Origin of the sequence: Mycobacterium sp. E3198, assembly GCF_001667015.1 — a bacterium.
Taxonomy (GTDB): Bacteria; Actinomycetota; Actinomycetes; order Mycobacteriales; family Mycobacteriaceae; genus Mycobacterium.
In genome coordinates, this window is sequence record NZ_LZIS01000028.1 from 52,046 (window position 1) to 70,091 (window position 18,046).

Annotated in this window: 15 protein-coding genes; 5 read left to right on the forward strand and 10 right to left on the reverse strand. The window is 70.7% G+C overall.

Annotated features, from left to right (window positions below; translation table 11 throughout):
- Positions 1-79 precede the first annotated feature (79 nt).
- From A5673_RS04425 to ddaH, 4 genes are read right to left on the reverse strand one after another with little or no spacing between them, the layout of a single operon-like run.
- Entirely contained in the window at positions 80-958 is an 879-nt protein-coding gene (locus tag A5673_RS04425) for a universal stress protein (RefSeq protein WP_068227470.1), read from the reverse strand.
- Positions 955-2,391: an amino acid permease gene (locus A5673_RS04430; protein ID WP_068227472.1), complete on the reverse strand. Its 1,437-nt coding sequence runs from the start codon at positions 2,389-2,391 to the stop codon at positions 955-957. The genes A5673_RS04425 and A5673_RS04430 overlap by 4 nt, the downstream gene beginning before the upstream one ends.
- 29 nt (positions 2,392-2,420) lie before the next feature.
- A complete protein-coding gene (gene rocD, locus A5673_RS04435; protein WP_068227474.1) occupies positions 2,421-3,644 on the reverse strand; it encodes an ornithine--oxo-acid transaminase in 1,224 nt (407 codons plus the stop codon).
- On the reverse strand, positions 3,644-4,486 hold the full coding sequence (gene ddaH, locus A5673_RS04440) for a dimethylargininase (RefSeq protein ID WP_068227475.1): 843 nt from the start codon (positions 4,484-4,486) through the stop codon (positions 3,644-3,646). The genes rocD and ddaH overlap by 1 nt, the downstream gene beginning before the upstream one ends.
- 113 nt (positions 4,487-4,599) lie before the next feature.
- Between ddaH and A5673_RS04445 the strand changes: the two genes are divergently transcribed.
- Both A5673_RS04445 and A5673_RS04450 read left to right on the forward strand, forming a co-directional pair.
- Positions 4,600-5,055: an Lrp/AsnC family transcriptional regulator gene (locus A5673_RS04445; protein WP_068227478.1), complete on the forward strand. Its 456-nt coding sequence runs from the start codon at positions 4,600-4,602 to the stop codon at positions 5,053-5,055.
- 42 nt (positions 5,056-5,097) lie between these two features.
- A complete protein-coding gene (locus A5673_RS04450) occupies positions 5,098-6,249 on the forward strand; it encodes an alpha/beta fold hydrolase (protein ID WP_082958539.1) in 1,152 nt (383 codons plus the stop codon).
- A gap of 71 nt (positions 6,250-6,320) precedes the next feature.
- Here A5673_RS04450 and A5673_RS04455 read toward each other — a convergent pair whose 3' ends face one another.
- From A5673_RS04455 to A5673_RS04470, 4 genes are read right to left on the reverse strand one after another with little or no spacing between them, the layout of a single operon-like run.
- The gene (locus A5673_RS04455) at positions 6,321-8,114 is read right to left on the reverse strand and encodes a sulfatase-like hydrolase/transferase (RefSeq protein WP_082958537.1); all 1,794 of its coding nucleotides are present in this window, start codon (positions 8,112-8,114) and stop codon (positions 6,321-6,323) included.
- On the reverse strand, positions 8,107-8,553 hold the full coding sequence (locus A5673_RS04460) for an SRPBCC family protein (RefSeq protein WP_068227481.1): 447 nt from the start codon (positions 8,551-8,553) through the stop codon (positions 8,107-8,109). Before A5673_RS04460 ends, A5673_RS04455 begins: the two co-directional genes overlap by 8 nt.
- Before the next feature lies 1 nt (position 8,554).
- Positions 8,555-9,406, reverse strand: coding sequence for an energy-coupling factor transporter transmembrane protein EcfT (locus A5673_RS04465; protein WP_068227487.1), 852 nt, complete (start codon positions 9,404-9,406; stop codon positions 8,555-8,557).
- The gene (locus tag A5673_RS04470; RefSeq protein WP_082958538.1) at positions 9,403-11,451 is read right to left on the reverse strand and encodes a DUF2232 domain-containing protein; all 2,049 of its coding nucleotides are present in this window, start codon (positions 11,449-11,451) and stop codon (positions 9,403-9,405) included. Before A5673_RS04470 ends, A5673_RS04465 begins: the two co-directional genes overlap by 4 nt.
- 117 nt (positions 11,452-11,568) lie before the next feature.
- On the opposite strand from A5673_RS04470, the gene A5673_RS04475 reads away from it, so the two are divergent.
- Positions 11,569-12,066 (forward strand): MarR family winged helix-turn-helix transcriptional regulator, encoded by a 498-nt coding sequence (locus A5673_RS04475; RefSeq protein ID WP_068227488.1) that lies wholly within the window; start codon positions 11,569-11,571, stop codon positions 12,064-12,066.
- 60 nt (positions 12,067-12,126) lie between these two features.
- Complete coding sequence (locus A5673_RS04480; protein ID WP_197518287.1) at positions 12,127-14,448, forward strand: ATP-binding cassette domain-containing protein; 2,322 nt, start codon at positions 12,127-12,129, stop codon at positions 14,446-14,448.
- Here A5673_RS04480 and A5673_RS04485 read toward each other — a convergent pair.
- Both A5673_RS04485 and A5673_RS04490 read right to left on the reverse strand, forming a co-directional pair.
- Entirely contained in the window at positions 14,407-15,519 is a 1,113-nt protein-coding gene (locus A5673_RS04485) for an esterase-like activity of phytase family protein (RefSeq protein ID WP_068227491.1), read from the reverse strand. The genes A5673_RS04480 and A5673_RS04485 overlap by 42 nt on opposite strands.
- Positions 15,512-16,078, reverse strand: a complete 567-nt coding sequence (locus A5673_RS04490) for an isoprenylcysteine carboxylmethyltransferase family protein (protein WP_068227493.1) — start codon at positions 16,076-16,078, stop codon at positions 15,512-15,514. The genes A5673_RS04485 and A5673_RS04490 overlap by 8 nt, the downstream gene beginning before the upstream one ends.
- A gap of 73 nt (positions 16,079-16,151) precedes the next feature.
- Here A5673_RS04490 and A5673_RS04495 point away from each other — a divergent pair.
- A partial coding sequence (locus A5673_RS04495; protein ID WP_068227496.1) for an acyl-CoA dehydrogenase occupies positions 16,152-18,046 on the forward strand: 1,895 nt, incomplete at its 3' end.

Sequence of the window (18,046 nt, forward strand, 5' to 3'; positions counted from 1 at the left end):
TCGCGCCGCGAACGTCACGCTAGCGTGACACTCGGCGACCAGCGCCACGCTGGCGTGACACTCGGGGAAGGGGGCAAGGTTAGCCGGGCAGCACCAGCACCGGCACCGGGCTCTCGCGAATGATCTTGGCGCTGCGTGAACCGAGGAACACCCGGCGGATCTCGTCGTGCGGCCGGGTGCCCATCGCCAGCATCTCGCCGTCCTGCCAGTTGACCTTGCGCAGCGCGCCCGACCAGTCGTGGCCGGTGACCACGTCCAGCGCGACGTCGTCGCCGACCACCCCGTCGGTCTTCAAGCCCGCCAAGATCTCTCGCGCCTGCGCGGCCCACGCCTCGAGAATCTGGTCCTCGGCGTCCAGTCCGACCTCGGGCGGGTACATCGTCTTGCCCCGCACGGCGAAGGTGAGCACCCGCAGCGGCACCCCGAACCGCTGCGCGGCCTCGCAGCATCGGCGCACCACCTCGACCGAGTCCGGCGTGGCCGCGTAGGCGCAGGTGAGGCGCGTCAATCCGCCTGCGTGCGCGCGGTATCCGGGTGGGCTGATGGCGACCGGCACGGGCGAGGCGTGCAACAGCCAGTCGGCGGTGGTGCCGATCACCACCGGGCCCGGTCCGCCGCTGGGCAACGACCCCAGCACCACCATCTCGCCGCCGACTTCCCCGACGACCTCGATCAGTCCACCCGACACCGACCGGTGCGCGCGATGCAGGTAGGCGACGTCGATGCCGTCGGCCACGTCGCCGAGAAGACGCGCGGCCTCGGTCGCCGAGTCCGCGGCGAGGTGGTCCGCCCACTGCTCGTACTCGGCGTCCACCCGCGCGAACGACGGTGTCAGCCAGGGCTGCGGCACGATGGTCGCCACGACGAGCGACGCGCGCAGCGACCGCGCGGCGCGCACGGCCAGGTGCAACCCCGACAGGCCGACCTCGCCGGCCCGGTACCCGACGACCACGCTCACGGCGTTTCCCGCGGGGCGTTGAGCGCGCTGTGGTGGCGGCCCCAGGCGAAGTAGAAGATCAGCGCGACGCAGATCCACGCGGCGAACGCGATCCACGTGTACCAGTGCAGGCTGATCAGGATGTAGCCGCACGCGAGCACCGAAAGGGCCGGCGTGACAGGGTAACCCGGCACCTTGAACGCGCGCGGCAGGTCGGGTTCGCGCACCCGCAGGATGATCACCCCGACGGAGACGACGATGAACGCCGTCAGGGTGCCGATGGACACCATGTCCGCCAGCTTGTCGAGCGGCACGAAGGCGGCCAGGCTTCCTGCGGCCACCGCGACGATCACGGTGTTGCTCACCGGGGTCATGGTGCGCGCGTTCACCGTGGCGAATCGCGACGGCAGCAGCCCGTCGCGGCCCATGGCGAACAGGATCCGCGTCATGCCGTACATGGTGACCAGCGTGACGGAGAAGATCGAGATGACCGCGCCGGCGGCCAAAATCGTGCTGGCCCACCTGCCGTGGGTGACGTTGTCGAGGATGGTGGCCAGCCCCGCCTCCTGCTGCGCGGCGAAGTCGCGCCACGGCTGGGTGCCCAGCGCGGCCAGCGCGACGAGGACGTAGACGGTGGTGACCGTCGCCAGCGCCGCGATGATCGCGCGCGGCATGGTCTTCTGCGGATCCTTGACCTCGTCGCCCGCCGTCGACACCGCGTCGAGGCCGATGTAGGAGAAGAAGATGGTGCCGGCCGCCGACCCGACGCCCGCGACGCCGAAGGGGGCGAAGTCCCTTAGCTGGCCTGCGTCGAAGGCCGTGAACGCGAGGACGACGAACATGATCAGCACGCCGAGCTTGGTCAGCACCAGGACAGTGTTGACCTTCGCCGACTCGCTGGCGCCGCGGATCAGCAGCAGCGCGCACAGCACGATCAGGACGATCGCCGGCAGGTTCACCAAGCCCGGATCGGCGTCCCACGGCGCGGCCGACAGGGCATGCGGCAGTTGGACTCCGAAAACGTTGCTCGCCAGCTTGTTGAGGTAGCCGCTCCAGGCGACCGACACCGCGGCCGTCGACACCCCGTACTCCAGCAGCAGGCACGCCGCAACGCCCATCCCGACGGCCTCGCCCAGCGTGGTGTACGCGTAGGAGTACGACGAGCCCGAAACCGGCACCGCGGAGGCCAATTCGGCGTAGCAGATCGCCGCCAGCCCGGCCGCGATGCCGGCGATGAGGAACGAGACGATGACCGCGGGCCCGGCCTCGGGCACCGCCTGGGACATCACGAAGAAGATCCCGGTGCCGATGGTCGAGCCGACGCCGAACATCGTCAGCTGGAACGTGCCGATGCTGCGCTTGAGGTGGTCGGCGGCCCCGCGTGCGGCGTGCGCGCCGACGACGGGACGACGCCGCAGCATCTGCTCCGTCAGGCTGATCGAGCTGGCTGGCAAGTGCGCCCCCTGTCGCTTGGATCAGCTGATTATGCGCATGCCTCCCGCAACGCCGCAGCGAACTGGTCAATCGCCCAGTCGATCTCCTGCTCGGTGACCACCAGCGGCGGCGCGAACCGCAGGGTCGACCCGTGGGTGTCCTTGACCAGTACCCCGCGGCGGGCCAGCCGCAGGCTGAGGTCCTTACCGCTGCCCAGCGCGGGATCGACGTCGACCCCCGCCCACAAGCCGAGGCCGCGCACCGCCACCACGCCCTCCCCGATCAGCCCCCGCAGGCGGCGGTGCAGGTGCGCCCCCAATTCGGCCGACCGGGCCTGGAATTCGCCGCGCTCCAGCATGGCGATGACGGTGGTGCCGATCGCGGCCGCCAGCGGGTTGCCGCCGAACGTTGAGCCGTGCTCCCCGGGATGCAGGACGCCCAGGATCTCGCGGTCCGCGACCACCGCCGACAGCGGGATCACGCCGCCGCCCAGCGCCTTGCCGAGCAGGTAGACGTCCGGCACCACGCCCCAGCGGTCGCAGGCGAAGGTGTGGCCGGTGCGCGCCAGCCCCGACTGGATCTCGTCGGCGATCAGCAGCACGTTGTGCTCGCTGCACAGCGCGCGGACGGTGGGCAGGTAGTTGTCGGGCGGGACGACGATGCCGGCCTCGCCCTGGATCGGCTCCAGCAGCACCGCCACCGTGTTCTCGTCGATCGCCCGGGCCAGCGCCGCGGCGTGGCCGAACGGCACCGAGCGGAAGCCGGGGGTGAACGGACCGAACCCCTCGCGCGCCGTCGCGTCCGACGAGAAGCTGACGATGCTGATCGTGCGGCCGTGAAAGTTGTTGTCCGCCACGATGATGTTCGCCTGCCCCGACGGGACGCCCTTGACGTCGGCGCCCCACTTCCGGGCCACCTTCAGGGCGCTCTCCACGGCCTCGGCGCCCGAGTTCATCGGCAGCACCATGTCTTTGCCGCACAACCGGGCGAGCGCCGCGCAGAACGGCCCCAGGTTGTCGGAATAAAAGGCGCGGCTGACCAGCGTGAGGGTGTCGAGTTGCGCGTGGGCCGTCGCGGTGATCTCGGGATTGCGGTGGCCGAAGTTGACCGCCGAGTAGGCGGCCAGGCAATCCAGGTAGCGGCGGCCGTCGACGTCGGTGATCCAGGCACCCTCGGCGCTGGCCGCGACCACGGGCAGCGGCGAATAGTTGTGCGCCGCATGCCTTTCGACCAGGGCGATCGCCGTGTCGGCTTCGGTGTCGAGGATCGTCATCAGAACACCTCCAATGTGCAGCACTTGACCGAACCGCCGCCCTTGAGCAACTCGGAAAGATCCACGCCCACCGGCTCGAACCCGGCCGCGCGCAGCTGCGCGGCGAAACCCGTTGCCGCCGAAGGCAGCACGACGTGCCGGCCGTCCGAGACGACGTTGAGCCCCAGCACGTACGCGTCGGCGCTGCCGACCACGATCGCGTCGGGAAACAGCGCCCGCAGCTGGCGACGCGCGGACGCGCTGAACGCCGGCGGATAGAACGCGATCGTGCGATCGTCGAGGACGGCCAGCGCGGTGTCGAGGTGATAGAAGCGCGGATCGACCAGCTCCAGCGAGACGACCGGCATGCCCAGTGCCGCGGAGATTTCCGCGTGCGCGCGCCGGTCGGTGCGAAAGCCAAAGCCCGCCAACACGGTGTCGCCGACCAGCAGCAGGTCGCCCTGCCCCTCGTTGACGTGACGGGTCGACGCGGGCCGGTAGCCCAGCGATGCCATCCATGCGGCGTAGGCGGCGGCCTCGCCGGCCCGCTCGGCGAACCGGAAGCGGGCGACGAGGGCGATGTCGCGGGCGATGAACCCGCCGTTGGCGGCGTAGACCATGTCGGGGAGCCCGGGCACGGGATCGATCACGTCCACGCGGTGGCCCAGCCCTAAATAGGTCCGGCGCAAGGCGTCCCACTGCGCCCGCGCGACGCGAGCGTCGACGGGCGTGTCGACGTCCATCCAGGGGTTGATCGCGTACTCGACGGCGAAATGCGTCGGCGGGGTCATCGCGTAGCGGCGCGCCCGGGCCCGGCGGATGGGCGGGGCCGGCGCGGGTGCCGCGACAAACGAGTCCGTCATAAATCAACGGTATTTGCCCTGCCTGAAACAGGCAAACGACGTTTCTTGCGTGTCTATGGCCGATTTATTGCGCTAGGATCGCTGTCACGGTGATTTGTTAAAGGAGACACCGCATGGACCGACTGGACGAGACCGACGAGCGCATCCTCGCCGAGCTGACGCTGAACGCGCGGGCCACCTTCGCGGAAATCGGCCAGACGGTGAACCTTTCGGCGCCCGCGGTCAAGCGTCGCGTCGACCGGATGCTCGACGACGGCGCGATCAAGGGCTTCACGACGGTCGTGGACCCCAACGCGCTCGGCTGGAAGACGGAGGCCTACGTGCAGGTGTTCTGCCACGGCACGATCGCGCCCGATCGGCTGCGGGCGGCGTGGGTGGACATGCCCGAGGTGGTCAGCGCGGCGACGGTCACCGGCACCTCGGATGCGATCCTGCACGTGCTGGCCCGCGACATGCGTCACCTGGAGGCGGCCCTCGAACGCATCCGCTCGAGCGCCGACATCGAACGCAGCGAAAGCATCGTCGTGCTCTCGAACCTCATCGACCGCATGCGTCCGTCGAACGCGTAGCCGCCCGTTTGACGGCCGACGGGCCGGGAATCCGGTGTGGCGATGCCGGGGACATCACAAAGCCGTATCCGCCTCAGCCATCACACCGTGGAACTCGATGACGGGCGCCGGATCGGCATGTCGGTCGGCGGCCGCGGGGTGCCGTTGCTGTTCATGCACGGGCTGCTGCTGAGCCGTCGGGCCTATCTCCGCATGCTGAGCCGGATCGCCGGGATGGGCTTTTTGGTCGTCGCCGTCGACGCCGCGGGCCACGGCGACACCGGGCGGCTGCCCAGTGACGCCTGCAGTTTCAGCGATCGCGCCGATTCGGTGTTGCGCACGCTGGACGCGCTGGGCATCGGGCAGGCGTTGTTCGTCGGGCATTCGATGGGCGGCCGAATGACCATCCAGCTGGCCGCCCGCGCACCGGAGCGGGTGCTTGCCGCGGTGCTGTTCGACCCGGCGGCCGGGGCCCGCTTCGACACCTCGATTCCCAACCTGGTGAAGTCCCCCACGAAGGCGCTGGGCGCCGCGTACACGGCGGTCCGCGACACGCTGGGCGACCCGACGCAGCTTTCCCCCGCGGAGCAACTCGGATACTTCCGCGTGCTGACGGCGGTGGCGGTGCCGAACCTGCGCGATCCGGTGGCGGCCGTCCGGACGATCAGGGCGATCGTCGAATCCGGCGACTACACGCCGATGCTGCGCACCCTGCGCGACGAGGGGATGCCCACGATGATCGTGCACGCCGAAAAAGACATGATCGTGCCGTTCCCCTACGCGCACGAGATCGCCAACGAGTCCGACGCCACGCTGTACAAGGTGCCCGACGCGTACCACTCCTGGATGATCGCCAATCCGCGCCAGGGCGCCGACGCGTTTCGTCAATTGCTGAGCGGCGAACTGGGTGAGGTGCTGCGCAACGCGGCCAACGCGATGGGCATCGCCGACGTCGACGACCACGAGGCGTGGGAGCGCGAGTTGCTGGACCCCGACGCGCTGGTGCTGCAATTCATCCACGGACGCGAGCGGATCGAACTCGGGACGGAGGAGCCCGACCACGTCGAGCTCGAGCTGGTGCGAACCGCCGAGCGCCCGCACGAGCGGATGTCGTGGGCGCGGCGGACGTATCGAAGGTGGGCGGCCAAACACCTGCATCAGGCGCGATCGACGATCGGGCGGAACACCCGGATTACGCCGGACCGCCGGCACTAGCGATTGCCTGCGAGCGTAACCACACTGCGAGATTCCGGTCGATTTTTCGCAGTGTGGTTACGCTCGCGGCGTCAGCGGCCCAAAAGTCGCCTGACTCGCGACGGCCGCGGCTCCGGCGACCGGCGAGAAGCGTACGGCCACGGGCGGTTTCGCTCCGGAATGGAGCCGGCCCGAGCCTGCTTGAGCTGCGTACGCAGGTGCCCGCGCAGGTCGTGCAGGGCCGGATCGGTCCACCGGTTGTCGGCCTCGATCGGGTCGGCGGTCAGGTCGTACAGCTCCCATTGGTCGTCCAGCGGCGACTCCCGGTAGGCCTCGCCGCCGAGCCCGCTGGCGGTGAGGTGGCGCACCCCGGGCTCGGTCCAGGTACCCGGGTCGTCGAAGGTGCGGACCAGCTTCCACAGGTGCCCGCCGCCCCCGGCAGCCTCGTCGACGCGGACGACCAATCCCTCGAAGTTGGAACCGACGTAGGCGGGCACCCGGATCCGCAGCGGCGCAGGCGGATTGACGGTCCGCTTCAGCCGGCGCGCCAGGCCCGAGGCGCCGGTGTCGCCCTCGAGCATGTTGTCGCGGGTCATCAGGTAAACCGCGCGGGCGTCGTCGGCCGGCGCCCCGTCCACCACGGGCATCAGATCGCGGCCCGGCAGGTCGTGCACTTCGGAGAACGACTCGGCCAGCACGCCGGCGACGGCCGCCACGTCGACTCCCGCGGCCGAAAGCAGCGTCGGCACCAGGTCGACGTGCGACGTGGGCGCCGTGACGACGCGGGGCCGCGTGGCAGCCGGGCCGATGCGCGCGATCACGAACGGAACGCGGGTGGCCTCGTCGTACAGGTTGAACCATTTCTGGTGCAGCCCACCGTGTGCGCCGAGCAGGTCGCCGTGGTCGGCGGTGCGCACCAGCACGGCGTCGGCCGAGCCGCCGTCGGTGACCGCCCGCCTGACCCGGTCGATCGGCCCGTCCACCTCGGCGTGCAGCCGGTAATACAGGTCGCGGTAGCGCTGCGCGCTGCGCTCGTAGATCCGGTTGACCGCGGGGGCCGGCCCGTAGCCGGAGTAGTAGGCCTCGCGGAAGGCGATTTGGGCGGCCGGCTTCGTCGACAGGTCCTCGCCGGCCGTCGGCGCCGGGGGCACCGGCGGCGGATCCGACGGCGACGGCTGCACGGGGCCCCGCCGCGACCACGTGGGGAACAGCACGATGTCGTGGGGGTTCACGAAGCTGGCCACCAACAGGAACGGGCGCAGCGCTTCCGCGTCGCCGTCGCGACGGCGGGCGTAGCGGTCGGTGAGCCACGCGACGACGCGGTCGGCGATCAGCGGGTCGCGGCGAACGCCCGCGTTCGCCAGCAGCGCTCCGTGCGGCTCGGGACCCACCCACCCCGAAAAGCCGAACGGCCCAAGGGGATCGGCGTCCAGGTAACGCCGCACCGCGGCCGGGTCGACGACCCCGTCGTCGTCGTTGGTGGCCAGCGGGCGGCCGGTCGCCGGATCGACGAGGTCGGCGTGCGAGATGTGCCACTTGCCGTCGTAGTGCGTGTCGTATCCGGCCGCGCGGAACCAGTTGCCCAGTGTGGGCACCTCGCCTTGGCGGAGCCAGCGCATGCGGGAGTCGTCGGCGGTTTTCCCGATGCCGTCGGTCTGGGTGACCCCGTGCAGGTCGGGGTAGTGCCCGGTGAAAATCGTTGGGCGGCTGGGCACGCAGGCCAGCGAGCCGGTGTAGTGCCGGGCGAAGCTGACGCCGTGATCGTCGAACCACTTGCGCCCGGCCAACACTCGGTCGCGCCACGCGAGGACGTCGGGGGCCTCGTAGGGCGGAACGGCGCGTTCCTCGTCGGTCATGATGATGACGACATCGGGGCGATCAGACACGGGCAGCCTCCAATCGGGTCGCGAGGCCGGCAAGCATCACGTCGGACTGCCGCGCCAGAAAGCGGCACAGCACGCGTTCGGCCAGCGCTAGGCGGGGCCCCATTTCCACCGTGCTGGTGAGCGCCACCAGGGTCGAATCGCCCGGGCCCTCGGCCAGCGTCCAGCGGTTGGTCACCCTGCGCACGCGGCGCGGCAAGCCCTCGATGTCGTAGGCGAGGGCGCGTGGCGGGTCGAACTCGGTGATGCGTTCGACGAGGGCATCGCGCTTGACCTGAACCCGCCGCGCCGTGCCGACGACCCCCCCGCCGGGCCCGGAGAACAGGATGCACGAGTGGTCGACGTTGTCCGCCCACGAGCCGATGGAGCCGAAGTCCGCGAGGACGTCCCAGATCTGTTGGGGGCGGGCCGCGATGCTGCGGCTGCGGCGAATGTCGGCCACGCTAGGGCATCGAGTGGAAGATCGTCTCGAGCACCACCGCCAGCGCGCTGATCGCGACGGTGAGCGCGATCGTCACCCAGTCCGCCAGCTTCGGCCGCGCCGGATTGGCCGACAGCTGACCGGTGCCGCCGCGGGCGGTGATCGCGTCGCCCATCTCGTCAGCGCGCCGCAGGGTCACGGTGATGGCGGCCGCCAGCAGGTCGATCAGCTCCAGCGCGTGCCGGCGGCGGCGGGCCTTGCGGCTGCGCGGTATGCGCTTGGGCCGTAGCCGGCGGGCGGCATAGAGGACCTGGAATTCGTCGATCAGCATCGGGAAGGCGCGCAGGGCCAGCGCCAGCGCGACGGCCCATTCATCGATCGGGATCCGCAGCAGTTTCAGCGGCCGGCCCAAAGTGGCCAGCGCGGGCCCTATTTCGGCGACGTTGGTGGTCCACGACACCATCGCCCCCAGCGCGAGCAGCACGACCGTCAGCGCGGTGATGCGCAAGAAGTTCAGCGCTCCCCCGAGCCCGATCTCCAGCCCGGCCAGCGACACCTTCGGGCTGCCGCCGGCCAGTGCGGCCGTGATGCCGCCCAGGGCGAGGACGATCCACAGCCACCGCGGCACCGACGGCAGCGCGCCGCGCGGGATGCGCGCGATGCCGACCGCCGCGAACACCAACGCCGCCATCAACCCGATCGTGATCCAGCCGGGGTAGAACGTCAGCAGCACCGACGCGCCGAACACGACCAGCAGTTTGGTGCCCGCCCACAGATCGTGGATGGTCGAGGTCCCGGGCACCGGGACCAGCAGCACCACCGGGCGAGGGTTGCGCCGGGTCGAGCCGCGGGACGGGGCGGAGGTTGCCGTCATGCCATGCCCCCCGCCGCGGCCGGCACCGGTTCCAGCGAGCCGTTGCGCAGGTGCAGGGTGCGCGGGCAGAGGTCTTCCAGCCCGACGAAGTCGTGCGAAATGACCACCACCGTCAGGTCCCGCTCCCGGCGCAGGTCCTCCAGCAGTCGCAGCAGACCCCGCTGGCTCGCGGCGTCCAACCCGGCCAGCGGCTCGTCGAGGATCAGGGCGCGCGGCGACCGGGCCAGCAGTCCGGCCAGCACGACGCGGCGCATCTGCCCGCCGCTGAGCTGGTCGATCCGCCGCTTGGCCAGGGTGGGATCCAGGCCCACGACGCCCAGCGCCGCGACGACGCGATCGTGCTCGCGGGGCGAAAAGCCCGCCGCCGAGGCCACTTCCAGGTCGACGCGGGGCCGCATCAGCTGCAGCCTGGCCGCCTGGAACGACAACGCGACCGCGCCGACCTGCTCGTGCGTGGGCCGGCCGTCCATGAGGCAGGTGCCGCTCGTCGGAACGGTCAACCCGGCCATGATCCACGCCAGCGTCGACTTACCGGATCCGTTGCCGCCGTGGATCAGTACGCCATCCCCCTGCTCCACGGCGAAGCTGACGTCGCGCAGCGCCGTCTTGGCCCATGGGGTGCCGATGCCGTATTCGTGGCCGACGCCGACGAGTTCGAGCACGGGCGCGTGCGAACCTCGCCGGGCCGTCCCGTTCTTCGCCGGCGCGACCGCGGTCTCGACCATGCCGGCGTTGTCCGGCGAGTCGCTGAGATCGATGGTGCGCTCGGCGGATTCGGCCTCGTTGTTGTAGTGCGTGATGTGCACCAGGGCGGTCCGGTGCCGTTTGGTCAGGCCGGACAGCACGCCGAGCAGGGCTTCCCTGCCCTGCTGGTCGACCATCGTGGTGACCTCGTCGGCGATGAGCAATGCCGGCTCCCGGGCCATCGCCGCGGCGAGCGCCAGGCGCTGCAGTTCGCCGCCGGACAGGCTGCCGGTTTCGCGTTCGGCGAGCCCGTCGAGGCCGACCTCGCTCAGCAACCGGTCCACGTCGATCCTGGTGCCGGGCGGCAGACCCCAGACCACGTCGTCGGCGACCCGCGTGCCCAGGACCTGGCTTTCGGGATGCTGCAGGACGACGGCCGTGCCGCCCAGCTTGCCCAGTCCGACCGCACCGGGGCGCTGCACGGTGCCCGACGTCGGCTCCCGGCCGGCCAGGATCAGCATCAGCGTGGTCTTGCCGGAGCCGTTGGGACCGGTCACCGCGACGTGCTCGCCGGCGTGCAGGTCCAGGCTCACCTCGCGCAGCGCATCCTGGTGGGCACCGGGGTAACGAAAACGCACCTTGTCGAAGCGCACCGGAACCGGGCCGACGGCGCCCTGCTCGCTGGTGCTCCCGTCCCCGGCGTCCAGCTTGTGCACGTCGGGGACGCCGCGCATCCGCTCCAGCAGGCGCGACAACGCCCACCAGCCGATCACCGACACGACCATGATCCCGACGCAGTAGTAGATCAGCAGCAGCCACTGCCAGTAGTGCACGGCGACAGCGAAATACCGCTTCAGGTCGTCGGCGGTGCCGGCCATGTGCACCCGGGTCAGGAACGCGGCGATGCCGTTCACGTTCGCGCTCGTCACCTCGAAGATCAGGTGCCGCAGCCGGGTCATCACCGTCAGCGCGCCGACGTTCGCGGCCCCGAAGGCGAGCCCGGCGATCAGCGACGAGGCGATCACGGTCGGCATGCCCCTGCGCTTGCGCTTGATGACGCCGGTCAGACCGCCGATGTAGACGGTGTGGACGACGGTCATGAAACCGCCCAGGCCGGCGATCAGGAAGGCGATCACCCCGGCGGCAACCGTCGCGGCCACCAGGACGCGGAGCCGGTAACGGTAGGCCAGCAGCCCGGTGGGCACGGTGCCCAGCAAGGCCAACCCCGCCGCGAACGGGACGATCACCGAAAGGATCGCGATGACCGCGCACAGCGCCCCCATGACGGCGGCCTGCGCCAATTCGACCGGCCGCAGCGGTCCGCCCCGGCGGCGCGAAGGGGTGGGTCGAGGGGCGGTCACTTCATCGATTCTGCCAGGCCGCGGCAGTAACTCGCCGCGCCACACCAAGCACCCGGGCTTTCGCGCCCGGGCGTGTGGGACTCGTCTCGCTTAGCAAAGCTATGCAAACATGGAGGCATGAATGCATCCGCCGCCAACCACAGCGATGTCGTTGACGCCGCAAACACCGAGAGCCAATCCGGCCTGGGGGCCGACCTGCTCGCCGTCGTCGCCCGCCTCAACCGGCTGGCCACCCAGCGCATCCAGATGCCCCTGCCCGCGGCGCAGGCCAGGCTGCTGGCCACCATCGAGGCCCACGGGGAAGCCCGGATCGGCGACCTGGCGTCGGTCGACCACTGTTCGCAGCCGACGATGACCACTCAGGTGCGCCGGCTCGAGGACGCCGGCCTGGTCACCCGAACCGTCGATCCCGGGGATGCCCGGGCGGTGCGGATCCGGATCACGGCTGACGGGATCCGCACCCTCGACGCCGTGCGGGCCGACCGCGCCGCCGCCATCGAACCGCAATTGGCCCTGCTCGAGCCGGCCGACCGCGAGGTGCTGACCGAGGCGGTCGGGGTGCTGCGGCGGCTGCTCGAGCACGCCGCGACGGCCCCGCGCCGCCATACCCTCTGACGGCGGGTAGACACTGGAATCGATGTCTGTTCGGTCCGGCCGCGGCAAAAGGGGGCGGTGATTCGCATGGAGGCGTCCGCCGATCCGGCCGCCCCGTTGACCGTATGGGTCGGCCCGACCAGGTACGTGTTCGCCCCCGGCCGTGACGTGCTGGTGGGCCGCGGCCGCGGCGTCGACATCCCGCTGGATCGCCCGGGCAGCGGCGCCCCGCCGACACCGCAGCCCGACGTGGTGTTGCGATACACCGGGAGCCACTGGGTGGCCATCGGCAACGGCCCCCGGGGCATGTACGTCAACGGCTCGCGGGTCGCGACGGTCGACCTGCGATCCGGTCAGGCGATCACGATCGGCGACCCGCAGCGGGGCCCGCGGCTGGTGTTCCAGATCGGTCCGCCCGCCGCGCCGCCCGGCCGCCCCCCGGGCCCGCCGCCACGCCCGGACGATCCCAACCGGCAGCCACCGACGGAACGGCCCACCCAGCGGATGCGGATCCCGTCGCCGCAGCCGCCTGCGCCCGGTCCGCCGCCGCCACCGCCGGCGCCGCCACCCCCACCCGCGCCGCCGCCCGTCGGGCACGACGAGAACGCCAAGGGCGGGGGGCTCATCGAGCAGATGAGCACGCGCAAGTTGCCGGCCGCGGGCACCTCCTTCCGCACCCAGGAGCCCAATTCGACGTACCGGTTGCCGCTGCAGGCCGGGGCGCGCACCAGCGGGGTCGTCGCGCACCGGCTGGGGCTTGCGGTCGACGGGCGCGAGGTGCTCAGCGACATTTCGTTCACGGCGCGGGTGGGCACGCTGACCGCGGTGGTGGGGCCGTCGGCGGCGCGCAACTCGGCGCTGCTCGAACTGCTCGCCGGCACGCGGGACCTCGGCTCCGGTGAAATCACCGTGGACGGCCACGACGTGCACGCCGAACCCGAGTCGATGCGCGCCCGGATCGGCATCGTGCCGCGCGAGGAGCGCCTGCACCCGCGGCTGCGCGTCGACCAGGCCGCACGGTACGAGGCCGAACTGCGCCTGCCGCCGGACACCGCGCCCGAACACCGCGACCGGGTGGTGGACCAGGTGCTGGAGGAACTCGAGCTGACGGCCCATCGGGCGAGCCGGATCAGCAAGCTCGCGCCCGAGGTGCGCCGGTGCGTCTCCCTGGCGGTCGAACTGATCACCCGGCCGACGCTGCTCGTGGTCGACGAGCCCGGCGCCGGGCTGGATGCGGCGCAACAGGACCACGTGATGGCGATCCTGCGCCGCCAGGCCGACATCGGCTGTGTCGTGGTGGTGGCGATGTCCGCGCCGAGCAACCTCAGCCTGTGCGATCAGGTGCTGGTCCTCACCGGCCGGGGCGCCATGGCTTTCGCCGGGGCACCCCTGCAGGCCGAATCCGCGCTCGGAACCACCGACTGGGCCAGGGTCCTCGAACGGGTCGCGACCGATCCCGACGCGTTTCGTTCCCGCCAACCGACGCCGCCCCCGCCGCCGGAGGTGGCCGCGCCCTGGCCGCTGCCCGCCGAGCTTCCCGCGACGCGGCAGATCCGGCTGGTGGCCCGGCGCCAGCTCCGCCTGATCTTCGCCGACCCCGTCTATTCATTGTTCTTGGCGGTGCTTCCCTTCGTGTTGGCGGCGCTGACGCTGCTGATCCCCGGCGATGCGGGGTTGGAACGACCGCCGCCGTCCAGCCCCAACGCGCACGAAGCCATCGAGATCCTGGCCGCGCTCAACATCGCCGCGGTGATCGTGGGCAGCGCGCTGACCATCCGCACCCTGGTCGAGGAGCGCCGCGTCTTCCGGCGCGAGCAGGCCGTCGGGCTGTCGACGCCGGCGTATGTGGCCGCAAAGCTCGTCGTCTTCGGCGTGGCCGCGCTGGTCCTGACGGCCGTCTTCTTCGCGATCGTGATCGTCGCGAAGGGCGGCCCGGTGCACGGCGCCGTGCTGCTGGGTGACGCCACGGTCGAGCTCTATGTGAGCGTGGCCGTCACCGCGGTGGTCTCCGCGGTCGTGGGGCTCGCGCTGTCGGCGATGGGCAACCGGATGCGCGAGGTGCTGCCGTTGCTCGTGCCGGTGATCCTGGCCTCGGCGCTGTTCAACGGGAGCCTGGTGCAGCTGGTGGGCAAGTGGGGCTTTCAGCAGATCTCCTGGTTCGTCCCGGCCCAGTGGGGCTTTGCGGCGTCCGCGGCCACGGCCGACCTGCGCAGGGTCGACGCGCTGGCCGCCAACGCCCAGATGTGGACCCACTATTCGGGCTGGTGGGTGTTCGACATGGTGATGCTGATGGCGTTCGGCGCGGGCGCGGCCGGTTTCACCCTGTATCGGCTGCGGGCGCCGCGGCGGGCAGTCCCCCCGCTACATCGCGAACAGCAGGAACTGGGTGACCTGGCTGGGTGAAAAGTTGTTGTCGCTGACCAGCACCACCGATTGGCGACCGTCCGGCAGTTTGGGTCCCAGCGTGATGCCCTCGACGTTGTCCAGGGGCGCCAGGCCCGGCGTCGCGGACAGATCGACCGCCAGCGTCTTGGTCATCGGGGTCAGCGCCGCGCCCTGCATCGACGGCAGCGGCAGCACGTCAGTCGCGGCGCCGATCTCGGCGCGGTAGATCCGGATGGTCGGGGGCGCCGCCGACGACCGTTCCAGCACCAGGAACGTCGTGTCGGACAGCGCCACGAGGTCCGGGACGCCGTTGAGGTCGGCGGGCGGCGCGGGTGGCTCCATCGGATAGGCATACTGCGCCGTCGGCGCGCCGGTGGCGACTTCGAACTTGGTGATCCGGGTCAGCACGCCGCGGCCGTCGTCGCTTTTCGGGCCGTCGTTGTAGCCGGGGTCTTCCATCGCGGCGAACAGCCATTGGCCGTCGGGCGTCAGCGCCACCCCCTCCAGTGCCTTGTTGCGCCGCGGCCCGGTCCGCTGCGCCGTCATGGCCAGGTTCGGCGGCAGGGTGAACTGGCCCAGATACGCGCCGTCCAGCCCGGCGGTGCGCACCCAGGGGTCCAGCAACACCGGCCCGTCGGTGCGCCGTTCGCCCTCCGAGCACCAATACAGCCGCTGCCGCCCGGGATCGAAGGCGATGCCCTCCGGGTCCGGCGGCACCACCGGCGGCGTGGTGTCCACGGCCAGCGGCGCAAACGGTCGACCGGCCTCGTCCAGCAGCGGGTGGGTGGCGGTGACGGCGATGTCGTCAATTCCCTTGTCGGACAAGGACAGTCGCACGGTGTAGAAACGGGCCGGGTTGTGCTCGGAACGGTCGTCGCTGATCACGTAGTACTGCTGGCGGCCGGCGTCGTAGCTGATCCCCGACAGGCCGCCGATGACCGTGCCGTCGAACGTGGCGCCGAAGGCGACCTGCCACTGGCCGAGGTAGGTCAGCGCCGGCGGGCTCGCCGGCGCCGGGGCGCACCCCGCCAGCCACCAGGCCAGACAGAGGCCGGCCACCGCGAGCCGGCTCCGCGCGGCGCTACACATAGCGCCTGACGTGGCGGCAGTAGTCGGCGTAGACGTGGCCGTAGTGCTGCCGCATGAATTCCTCCTCGCGCAACACTTGCCGGTGGAACAGCGCGGTGGCGGCGAGCAGGTAGAGCAGCGGCACCCAATTCGGAAACACCAACAGCTGGCCGACCAGGAACACGAAGAAGCCGACGTAGATCGGGTTGCGGCTGACCGCGAATATCCCCGTCGTCACCAACCGGCCGGGCTCGTCGACGTCGATGCCGACGCGGAAGCTCGTCCCGAACGACACCAGGCTCAGCACCAGGATCCCGACCCCGGCCAGGCAGAGCGCCACGCCCAGCCACGCGACGACCGCGGAGCGGAAAAAGACCTGATGGCTGGCCAGCGGCCAGCCGAAGGCGGCGGCGAACACCGTATAGAAGTAGAACAGCGCCACCGGCGGGATCAGATAGTCCGTCTTGTCCAGCTTCCCGAAATGCATGGCCTGGGTGCCGGCCCGGCGCAGCAACGCGACCCGGGCCGCGACGGTGCCGATCAGCAGCACAACGGCCAGGGCGGCCAGGTATCGCGGCATGGCTCGATCATCGCACCGACATCGCCGCGCCAAGCTTGTTTGCGGGGCCCCATCAGCGGGTTACCGTGCCTTTATGGCGCCAGACACGAAAAGCACTGCCGAGCACCTGCGCAACGCCCTCGACGGGCGGTGGCGCGACGTGAAGAACCGGATGCGGGCCACGATGACCGAGGACCTGTTCCGGCCGCACTACACCCCGAACACGGTGATCGCCCGCACCAAGGTGGCCGAGCAGATGAGGATCATGGCCGCGTTCGGTGCCGCGGCCGACAGCTTCCGCAAGGAGCACGGCGGGACCGGCGACGTGGGCGCGGCGATCACGATGATCGAGATGCTGGCGATGTCGGACCTGTCGCTGATGGTGAAGGCCGGCGTTCAGTGGGGGCTGTTCGGCGGCGCCGTCGAGAACCTGGGCACCGAGCGCCACCACGAGGCCTACGTGAAGAAGATCATCAGCCTCGAGTTGCGCGGCTGCTTCGCGATGACCGAGACGGGGCATGGCAGCGACGTCCAGTCGCTGGAGACCACGGCGACGTACGACCCCGAGACCGAGGAGTTCGTCATCAACTCCCCCACCCCGACCGCCCGCAAGGACTACATCGGTGGTGCCGCCCAAACCGCCACCATGGCATCGGTTTTCGCGCAGCTGATCACCACCGAGGACGGCAAGCCGGTCAACCACGGCGTGCACTGCCTGTTGGTCCCGATCCGCGACGCCGACGGCAACGACATGCCCGGGGTGACGACGTCCGACTGCGAATACAAGGGCGGACTGCCCGGCGTCGACAACGGCAGAATCGTGTTCGACCACGTCCGCGTCCCGCGGGTGAACCTGCTCAACAAATACGGCGACGTCGCCGCCGACGGCACGTACAGCTCGCCGATCGACAACCCCAACCGCCGCTTCTTCACCATGCTGGGCACGCTGGTGCGCGGCCGCATCACGGTGGGCGGCAGCGCGGGCGCCGCCGGTCGCGTCGCGCTGGACATCGCCACCCGGTATGCGTTGCAGCGCAGGCAATTCTGCGCCCCCGACGAGGACAACGAGGTGCTGATCATGGACTACCTGGTGCATCAGCGCCGGCTGTTCCCGCTGATCGCCAGGTCCTACGCGCTGCAGTTCGCCCAGAACGAGCTGGTCGGCCGCTGCCATGACATCCAGACGGCCGACGCGCCCGACGCCGACGAGCAGCGCGAGCTCGAAGCGCGCGCCGCCGGGCTGAAGGCGGCCAACACCTGGCACGCGTCGCGCGCCATTCAGGAGGCGCGCGAGGCCTGCGGCGGCGCCGGCTACATGGCCGAGAACCGGCTGATCGCGCTGCGCGGCGACACCGACGTCTTCACCACGTTCGAGGGCGACAACCACGTGCTGACCCAGTTGGTGGCCAAGGAGCTGCTGACGGCCTACGCCGACGACATCCGCAGCATGAGCCCGGTCGAATGGGTGCGCTTCGCCGCCAACACCGTCGGCGAGCGGGTGCGCAAACGCACTGCGGCGGAAGCCATCATGCAGACGCTCGTCGACGCCCGCCAGGACAGCGAGGAGGAGGGCAGCCTCTTCAACCGCGGCACCCAGGTGAACATGTTCGAGGAGCGCGAGGACTATCTGCTGTCGTCGGTCGCGCGCCGGCTGCAGGGCAAGTCCAAGGAGATGTCGGAATTCGACGCGTTCAATTCCGTGCAGGACCACGTGCTGCACGCGGCGAACGCGCACATCGACCGAATCGTGTTGGAGGCGTTCGTCGCCGGGATCGACTCGTGCGAGGACGAGCAGGCCCGCGAGCTGCTCGAGATGGTCTGCGACCTGTATGCGCTGTCGGTGATCGAGGAGGACAAGGCCTGGTACATCGAGCACGGCTACCTGTCGACGGGGCGGGCCAAGGCGGTCACCCGCGGCATCAACGATCGCTGCCGCAAGCTGCGCCCCCACGCCCAGACGCTGGTCGACGGGTTCGGCATCCCCGAACC

Coding starts and splice junctions, on each gene's coding strand:
- rocD (WP_068227474.1), bottom strand. CDS start 3,644: ATGACGATCCTCGACACCGAAGCCGACACGGCGATCGCCCTGGTCGAA.
- A5673_RS04450 (WP_082958539.1), top strand. CDS start 5,098: ATGCCGGGGACATCACAAAGCCGTATCCGCCTCAGCCATCACACCGTG.
- A5673_RS04445 (WP_068227478.1), top strand. CDS start 4,600: ATGGACCGACTGGACGAGACCGACGAGCGCATCCTCGCCGAGCTGACG.
- A5673_RS04465 (WP_068227487.1), bottom strand. CDS start 9,406: ATGACGGCAACCTCCGCCCCGTCCCGCGGCTCGACCCGGCGCAACCCT.
- A5673_RS04485 (WP_068227491.1), bottom strand. CDS start 15,519: ATGTGTAGCGCCGCGCGGAGCCGGCTCGCGGTGGCCGGCCTCTGTCTG.
- A5673_RS04475 (WP_068227488.1), top strand. CDS start 11,569: ATGAATGCATCCGCCGCCAACCACAGCGATGTCGTTGACGCCGCAAAC.
- A5673_RS04490 (WP_068227493.1), bottom strand. CDS start 16,078: ATGCCGCGATACCTGGCCGCCCTGGCCGTTGTGCTGCTGATCGGCACC.
- ddaH (WP_068227475.1), bottom strand. CDS start 4,486: ATGACGGACTCGTTTGTCGCGGCACCCGCGCCGGCCCCGCCCATCCGC.